Annotated in this window: 7 protein-coding genes; 5 read left to right on the top strand and 2 right to left on the bottom strand. The window is 71.7% G+C overall.

Going from position 1 to position 7,758, the window contains the following annotated elements; translation table 11 throughout:
• Window positions 1-134 precede the first annotated feature (134 nt).
• The gene (locus ACWEMJ_RS33010) at window positions 135-2,882 is read right to left on the bottom strand and encodes a penicillin acylase family protein (protein ID WP_452140831.1); all 2,748 of its coding nucleotides are present in this window, start codon (window positions 2,880-2,882) and stop codon (window positions 135-137) included.
• A gap of 216 nt (window positions 2,883-3,098) precedes the next feature.
• Between ACWEMJ_RS33010 and ACWEMJ_RS33005 the strand changes: the two genes are divergently transcribed.
• The 5 genes from ACWEMJ_RS33005 to mscL all read left to right on the top strand — a co-directional run bounded on the left by ACWEMJ_RS33005 (window position 3,099) and on the right by mscL (window position 7,477).
• On the top strand, window positions 3,099-4,619 hold the full coding sequence (locus ACWEMJ_RS33005) for a potassium/proton antiporter (RefSeq protein ID WP_452140830.1): 1,521 nt from the start codon (window positions 3,099-3,101) through the stop codon (window positions 4,617-4,619).
• Between the two features lie 209 nt (window positions 4,620-4,828).
• The gene (locus tag ACWEMJ_RS33000; protein ID WP_452140829.1) at window positions 4,829-6,130 is read left to right on the top strand and encodes an MFS transporter; all 1,302 of its coding nucleotides are present in this window, start codon (window positions 4,829-4,831) and stop codon (window positions 6,128-6,130) included.
• A gap of 94 nt (window positions 6,131-6,224) precedes the next feature.
• Entirely contained in the window at window positions 6,225-6,518 is a 294-nt protein-coding gene (locus tag ACWEMJ_RS32995; protein ID WP_452140828.1) for an FmdB family zinc ribbon protein, read from the top strand.
• 248 nt (window positions 6,519-6,766) lie between these two features.
• On the top strand, window positions 6,767-7,033 hold the full coding sequence (locus ACWEMJ_RS32990) for a hypothetical protein (protein WP_452140827.1): 267 nt from the start codon (window positions 6,767-6,769) through the stop codon (window positions 7,031-7,033).
• Between the two features lie 30 nt (window positions 7,034-7,063).
• Window positions 7,064-7,477 carry a large conductance mechanosensitive channel protein MscL gene (gene mscL / locus ACWEMJ_RS32985; RefSeq protein WP_452140826.1) on the top strand — a complete coding sequence of 138 codons (414 nt, stop codon included), beginning with the start codon at window positions 7,064-7,066 and terminating at the stop codon, window positions 7,475-7,477.
• Between the two features lie 11 nt (window positions 7,478-7,488).
• Here mscL and ACWEMJ_RS32980 read toward each other — a convergent pair whose 3' ends face one another.
• Entirely contained in the window at window positions 7,489-7,653 is a 165-nt protein-coding gene (locus ACWEMJ_RS32980; protein ID WP_452140825.1) for a hypothetical protein, read from the bottom strand.
• Window positions 7,654-7,758 lie beyond the last annotated feature (105 nt).

The following is a 7,758-nucleotide window of genomic DNA, read 5'->3' as shown; positions in this document are numbered from 1 at the left end:
TCCAGAGCCGGCCCGAACGGGCAAGCGCGCGCAGCACCGAAACCGCTGGACCGGCCAGTGGCCGCCCGCAGGAACGCCGGAGGCGGACCTCCCCGGGGGTGGGGGGTCCGCCTCCGTGGGGCGGTGAGGGTGGGTCAGCCGGCGGTGAGGGTGAGGGTGTCGGTGGCCGACTTGGTGACGGCGTCCTTGCTGTAGGGCCAGGGGAGGAGTTCGCCCTTGGCCCAGAGCTCGGTCTGGTCGTTGTAGTTGGGGTGGAAGGCGTGGCCGGAGGCGCCGCCGACGTTGATCCAGCGGGAGGCGTCGAAGTCGCTGAGGTCGACGACCATGCGCATGGACGGGACCCAGTCGACGTCGTAGCCGGCGGCGGCGTTCCAGCCGGTGGCGTCGACTGCGGCGCTGCCGCCGGAGAGCCTGTAGGGGCCCCGGTTGAGCAGCTTGTGGACGGCGGTGGAGGCGATCGAGGAGTCGTCGGTGCCGAGGGTGGCTTCCTGCAGGGTCAGCTGGTGGAGGCGGCCCCAGCTCCAGGTGCGGATGTCCTTGCCGAGGCGCGCGGTGAGGTCCTGGCGGGCGTCCTTGAGGGCTTCGGCGAGGAGCTTGTCGAGGCCGTGCTGCTGCTGGTGGTTGGAGTCGACGTAGTCCCACCACGGGGAGCTCGGGTTGGCGAGCTGCTGGCGGACGACCTCCATCCAGCGGTCGCCGCCGTCCGGCTGGGCCAGCGAGGGCTTGCGGGTGCCGCACTCGGTGACGGCCCGGACCTCGCCGCCGAGGGCGTCGTCGGGCAGCGTGTTGTCGCGCTTCTGGCGGACCAGCAGGCAGTCGCCCTCGACCCGGAGGTCGGCGGGGAACTTGTGGCCGAAGGCGAGCGTGAGCAGGGCCCGCCAGACGCCGTTGTAGTACGCGGCGGCGGCGGAGTCGGCGTCCTGGTGGTAGTTCCAGTCCCGCAGCAGGTCCTGGGCCTCGCGCACGTACGGGTCGTCGATCTTGACGTCGAGCAGCATCGGGACGAGCTGCTTGGCGAGCACGCTGGTGTTGTCCAGCTGCATGGACTGCATGTCGTTGGGGGAGATCTTGCCGCCGTTCTTCAGCTTGTCCTGAATCTGGTCGGTGATCTCCTTGGCGCGGGTGCCGTACTCCCAGTCCTTGGTGAGCATCGGCGTGTAGGCGCTGTCGTCGATGACGGCCTGGTTGGCCGTGACGATGTAGCCCTCCGGCGGGTTGTACGCGTAGGGCAGCGACTTGAACGGCAGGTAGGTCGTCTTCCAGGCGTAGGCCGGGTCCCAGCCGGGGGCGGGGTAGCGGCCGTCGCCCTTGCCGCGGACCGGGATCAGGCCGGGGGCCTGGTAGCCGATGTTGCCCTTGGTGTCGGCGTAGATGAGGTTCTGCGCGGGGACGGCGAAGTCCTGCGCGGCGGCGCGGAAGGAGGTGAAGTCGGTGGCCCGGTCGAGCTTGAAGACGGCGTCCATGGTCTTGCCGGGGACGAGCGCGGTCCAGCGCAGCGCGATGCCGTAGCCGGCCGCCCGGTCGGGGGCGGAGTTGCCGGCGGGGGCGGCGTTGCCGACCTTCTGGTCCTCGGAGGACTGGTCGGAGATCAGCGGCATGCCGTCCTGGGTGGTGCGGACGGTGATGGTGCGGTCCGAGCCGCCGGCGACCTTGATGGTCTCCTTGCGGACGTTGAACTTCACGTCCTTGCCGTCGACCAGGTAGGTGTCGGGGCCGGTGACCTTCTCCAGGTACAGGTCGGTGACGTCGGCGCCGAGGTTGGTGAAGCCCCAGGCGACGTCCTTGTTGTGGCCGATGACGACGCCGGGCATGCCGGCGAAGGTGTAGCCCGCCACGTCGTAGCCGCAGGTCGCGGAGGCGGCCCGGCAGTGCAGGCCCATCTGGTACCAGATCGACGGCAGGCCGGGGCCGAGGTGCGGGTCGTTGGCCAGCAGCGGCTTGCCGGTGGTGGTGTTGGCGCCGGAGACCACCCAGGAGTTGGAGCCGATGCCCTGGCCGTTGGGGCCGAGCAGCTGCGGCATCGCGCTGGTCTTGCCGGACAGGTCGCCGAGCAGCTGCTCGGTCGCGGCCCGGGCCTGGGAGGAGCTCGTCTGGGTGCCGGGGCCGACCTGGCCGGTGGCCGCGGTGCCCGCGCCGGGGGTGTAGGTGCCGTCGGCGCCGAGCTTGCCGGCCTTCACGATGGTGCCGTTGCGCTCGAACGGGTAGTCCGGGTAGAGCTGGGCGATCTGCTCGGTGGTGAAGTTCTGCGTCAGCAGCGAGCGGTCGATCTCCTCCTGCATGTTGCCGGAGAGGCTCCAGGCCATCGCCTTCAGCCAGGCCACCGAGTCGACCGGGTCCCACTTCTCGGGCTGGTAGCCGGAGTTGACGGCGCCGAGCAGCGCGTACTCGACGGAGGCCGAGGCCCCGCCGGGGTGCTCGGACAGCCAGGCGTTGACGCCCTCGGTGTAGGCCGTCAGGTTGCGCTTGGTGTCCTCGGACAGGACGCTGTCCCACTCCTTCTGGGCGACCTGGCGCCAGCCCATGGTGCGCAGGAAGGAGTCCGTCTCGACCTGGCCGGAGCCGAACATCTCGGAGAGCCGGCCGGCGGTGATGTGCCGTCGGACGTCCATCTCCCAGAACCGGTCCTGCGCCTGGACGTAGCCCTGGGCGCGGAACAGGTCGGTGTCGGTGTCGGCGTACAGCTGCGGGATGCCCTTGTCGTCGCGCACCACGTCCACCGGTGCGGACATGCCGGGCACCGAGACGCTGCCGCTGACCTGCGGGAACGACGAGCGGACGGCGTCCACTGCCCACCAGCCGCCGCCGGCCAGACCCGCCACCAGCAGCACGGCCAGCAGGATCACGATCAGACGTGCGCGCCGGAACTTCTTCGAGCGGGGCATCCGAGTCCTTGTATGAGGGAGCGTGCGGCCGTGACAGGTCACCACATTAGGGCGACGGCACCGGCGGCCGTGCACGGGGGACACCGGCAGGGCTTCGACGGCGTGGTTCGGACCCTACCGGGCCGGGCGGAAAGCGGGGGCTAGCGTAAAGATCAAGTAAAATGTTAGACTGGGTAACGATCCGTCAGCCGCCCTTCCTGCCCGAGGTGCCCCTGCGTGACCGTTGACCACCTGAACGAGCTGCTTCTCGAGTCCGCCGTCATCCTGCTCGTCGCCGTCGGCGCCGTGCGGATCTCCACCCGTTCCGGACTGCCGTCCCTGCTGATCTATCTCGGCATCGGCGTCGCCCTGGGCCAGAACGGCATCGGCATAAGCTTCAACAACGCCGAACTCACCCAGGTCCTCGGCTACGCGGCCCTGGTGGTCATCCTGGCCGAGGGCGGACTCAAAACCAGCTGGCAGGCGATCAAACCGGTCGTCCCGGCCGCCGCCGTGCTCGCCACCCTGGGCGTCGCCGTCTCGGTGTTCGTCACCGCCGCGGGCGCGCACTGGCTGGTCGGGCTGGAGTGGCGCACCGCACTGCTGCTCGGCGCGATCGTCTCCTCCACCGACGCCGCCGCGGTGTTCTCGGTGCTGCGGACGGTTCCGCTGCCCAAGCGCCTCACCGGGCTTCTTGAGGCCGAGTCCGGCTTCAACGACGCTCCCGTGGTGATCCTGGTGGTGGCCTTCGCCACGGCCGGCGAGCTCGACCCCTGGTACGTGCTGATCGGCACCATCGTGGTCGAGCTGGTGGTCGGCGCGGCGGTCGGCTTCGCGGTCGGCAAGCTCGGCGCGTACGCGATGCGCCGGATTGCGCTGCCCTCCTCGGGCCTGTACCCGATCGCGGTGCTGGCGCTGATCGTCTTCGCCTACGCGGGCGGCGCGCTGCTGCACGCCTCCGGCTTCCTCGCGGCGTACATCGCCTCGGTGATCCTCGGCAACTCCAAGCTGCCGCACGGCCCCGCGGTGCGCGGCTTCGCCGACGGACTCGCCTGGATCGGCCAGATCGGCATGTTCGTGGTGCTCGGCCTGCTGGTCACCCCCGCGACCATGGGCTCGGCGATAGTCCCCGGCCTGGTGGCCGGCACCGTGCTGGTGTTCATCGCCCGGCCGCTGTCGGTGCTGGCCAGCATGACGCCGTTCCGCATCCCCTGGCAGGAGCAGGCCCTGCTGTCCTGGGCCGGGCTGCGCGGCGCGGTGCCCATCGTGCTCGCCACCATCCCGCTGGTCTCCGGCGCCGCCGACGCCGAGAAGCTGTTCAACATCGTCTTCATCCTGGTCGTGGTCTTCACCCTGCTCCAGGGCCCGACCCTGCCGCTGGTCGCCCGCTGGCTGAAGATCGGCGAGGGCGACCTGGGCCAGGACCTGGGCATCGAGTCCGCCCCGCTGGAGAAGCTGCACGGCCACCTGCTGTCCGTGCAGCTGTCCGCCGGCTCCCGGATGTCCGGCGTCGAGGTCTCCGAGCTGCGCCTGCCCAAGGGCGCCGCCGTCACCCTGGTGGTCCGCGAGGGCTCCAGCTTCGTGCCCGACCGGATGACGGTGCTGCGCGAGGGCGACGAACTGCTGGTGGTCACCACCGACGAGGTCTCGGAGGCCGCCGAACGCCGGCTGCGCGCCGTCGACCAGGGCGGCAAGCTGGCGGGCTGGCTGCACAATGCGGAGGCTTCACCTTCCGTTCCCAGAAAGAAAGCGGGCTGAGCCGCTAAGCTGAAGGCAGAAACCCCGATTCCCCCGCATCTGCCTGATGCAGAGTCGGCGCGACCGCTCGGCGGCCGGGCCCCGAGGCGCACCGCCCGGGCCCGGTAACAACCCCGGTCGACGCGCGAGAGGACGACTCTCGGCGCCGGTCCCCGGTCCTGCCTTCTGCTGCCCGGTCCCGCGCTACCAGGCAGCAGAGAGGACCGACCGTGGCGGCCCGCCGACCGGTCGACGACCCCACCCGCAACGGCTACGGTGCGCTGCTGCGCACCCCTCGCGCCTGGACCTTCCTGCTCCCCGCCCTGGTCGCCCGACTGCCGTACGCCATGCTCGGCCTCGGCATCGTGCTGCTGGTCCGCGACACCACCGGCTCCTACGGCCTGGCCGGCGCGGTCGCCGCGACCGCCGCCGTCGCCCAGGCCCTGATCGGCCCGCAGACCGGCCGGCTCGCCGACCGGCACGGCCAGGCCGCCGTACTGGTCCCCGCCGTCCTGGTGCACGCCGCCTCGGTCGGCGCGCTGATCGCGCTCGCCCACGGCGACGCCCCCGACTGGACGCTGTTCCTCGCCGCCGCCCCCGCCGGCGCGTCCGTGCCGCAGGTCGGCGCCATGGTCCGGGCCCGCTGGGTGAACCGGCTGAACGAGCGGCCCGCGCTGCTCAACACCGCCTTCGCCTTCGAGTCCGTCACCGACGAGTTCACCTTCGTGGTCGGCCCGGTGCTGGCCACCGGCGTCGCCACCGTCATCAACCCGGCCGCCGGGCTGATCGCCGAGGCCACCCTGACCGTGCTCGGCGGCCTGGCCTTCGCCGCCCGCCGCTCCACCGCACCCGCCCCGACCGGCCCCGCCACGCCCGGCGCCCGCCGGGCCTCCGCGCTGGCCTCCCCCGGCGTGCGGCTGCTGGCCGGCGCGTTCCTCGGGCTCGGCACCGTCTTCGGCGCGCTCCAGGTCTCCATCACCGCCTTCGCCGAGGAGGCCGGCAGCCCCGGCCTCAACGGCGTGGTCTACGGCGTGTTCGCGGCCGGCTCGATGGTCGCCGGCGTGCTCTACGGCCTGATCCCCTGGCGCAGCACCGCCCGGCAGCGGATGCTCGCCTGCTACGCGCTGCTGGTGCTCGGCTGCTCCACCCTCTGGGCGATGCCGAACCTGGTCGCGCTGTCGATCGCCGGCCTGTTCTGCGGCCTGGCCATCGCCCCCACCCTGATCACCGGCTACACCCTGGTGGAGACGCTGGTCGCGGACGGCGCCAAGACCGAGGCGTTCACCTGGCTGACCGGCGCAATCGGCCTGGGCCTGGCGGTCGGCTCCACCGCCGCCGGGCAGCTGATCGACCACTCGGGGCCGACGCTCGGCTTCACCGTGCCGCTGATCGGATCCGGCCTCGGCCTGGTGGCGCTCGTCACGATGCGCCGCCTGCTGGTCGCCCCGGCCCCGCAGCGCCGTACCGTGGCCGGGAGCGGGGCCGCCGCCGCCGCCCGGCAGGAGCCGGCCGGAGCGGGCCTCGGCGGCTGAGCCGCTGGACTCCACCAGCGGAATGCCGCATCATGGACCGTCGTTAGCACTCATAGCGTGAGAGTGCCAGGGGGAGTGCAGGAGGAAGCGGAAAGTGCCCACGTACCAGTACCAGTGCACCGAGTGCGGCAACGGCCTCGAGGCGGTGCAGAAGTTCAGCGACGACGCGCTGACCACGTGCCCTGTCTGCCAGGGGAAGCTCCGCAAGGTCTTCTCGGCCGTGGGCGTGGTCTTCAAGGGCTCCGGCTTCTACCGCACCGACAGCCGCTCCAGCTCCAGCAGCTCGGTGAGCTCGTCGCCCTCCTCGACCTCCGGCTCCTCGACGTCCTCGACGTCCTCGACGTCCTCGTCGAGCGGCAGCACCAGCTCGGCCCCGGCCGCGAGCTGACCGTCCGACGCCTCGCCGCAGGCCCCGCCCGATCGATCGGGCGGGGCCTGCGGCGTGTCCGGGCCCGATGTGTTTCCCGGGTTCCTCCGAACGGCGCAGGGGTTCAGCCCTGCGGGTGAAGGCGGTTTTCCACAGGGGCGGGTTGTCCACAGGGGTTGGACGATTTCGGACGCGGACGGCCGGGCGGGCGCAGGATGGCCGCGGCGACTCCGACCGGGGCCGCCGCCGCCGAGGAGAGGGCCGCCGCCATGACCGCCTACGTGCTTCCCCCGCTGCCTGCCGCGCTGGTGCCGCCGCGCCGTGAGGTGCCCGATTTCCCGCCGATCTGCGGCACCGCGCGGGGCCGCCACCGCTTGCGGCAGGCCGTCCGCCGCCGTCCGGGCCTGCTGGCGGCGTCCTGTCTGGCGCTGGCCGCCGTGGTCGCCTCCGGCCCGCCTGGGCCCGCGCCGCCGCCCTCCCCCGGGTCCGCCGAGTGCCCGCAGGCGTCAACCGGAGGGCGGTGGGTTCACCCGTGACCTTTGCGCACCTGTGCCGTTCGACGCGGCATGAAAGGCTTCAAGGAATTCCTGCTCCGCGGCAACGTGGTGGACCTGGCGGTCGCCGTCGTCATCGGCGCGGCCATCACCAATGTCGTCAACACGTTCGTCAAGGGTGTCATCAACCCGCTGATCGGCCTGTTCGGCACCAAGGACCTCAACAGCTACGCGTCCTGCCTCAAGGGCCCCTGCGCGATGGACGCGAACGGCAATGTGACCTCGGGCATCTTCATCCTCTGGGGCACGGTGATCAGTGCCGTGATCAGCTTCGTGATCATCGCTGCCGTCGTGTACTTCCTGATCGTCATGCCGATGAACCACTTCCTGGCCAAGCGCAGGACGCTGGAGGAGGAGGCGCTGGAGGCCGAGGTGAAGGAGGTCCAGCTGCTCACCGAGATCCGGGACGCGCTGGTGCGCCGCTGAGGCCGCCCCGGCTACTTCTCGCCGTGGTGCGGGGGCCGCTGGTCGAGGTACCAGTCCAGCCCCCGGCCGCCCTGCGGATCGCCCCAGCCCCGGTCGGTGTCGTCACTGGTCTGCTGCTCGAACGGGTCCTTGAAGACCAGTCGCGGCTCGGGCCTGTTCTCGTCCTGCTCGGTCATCCGTCCACTGTAGAGCCGTGGGGGGGGCGCGCGGGGGGGCCCCCCGCCCCCGGCCTCCGCCCCCCCGCCCCCCCCGGGGGGCTTGTTATTTTAATCGGGGACCGC

Source organism: Kitasatospora sp. NPDC004531 (assembly GCF_053602195.1).
This window is presented reverse-complemented; position numbering and strand designations above follow the sequence as displayed.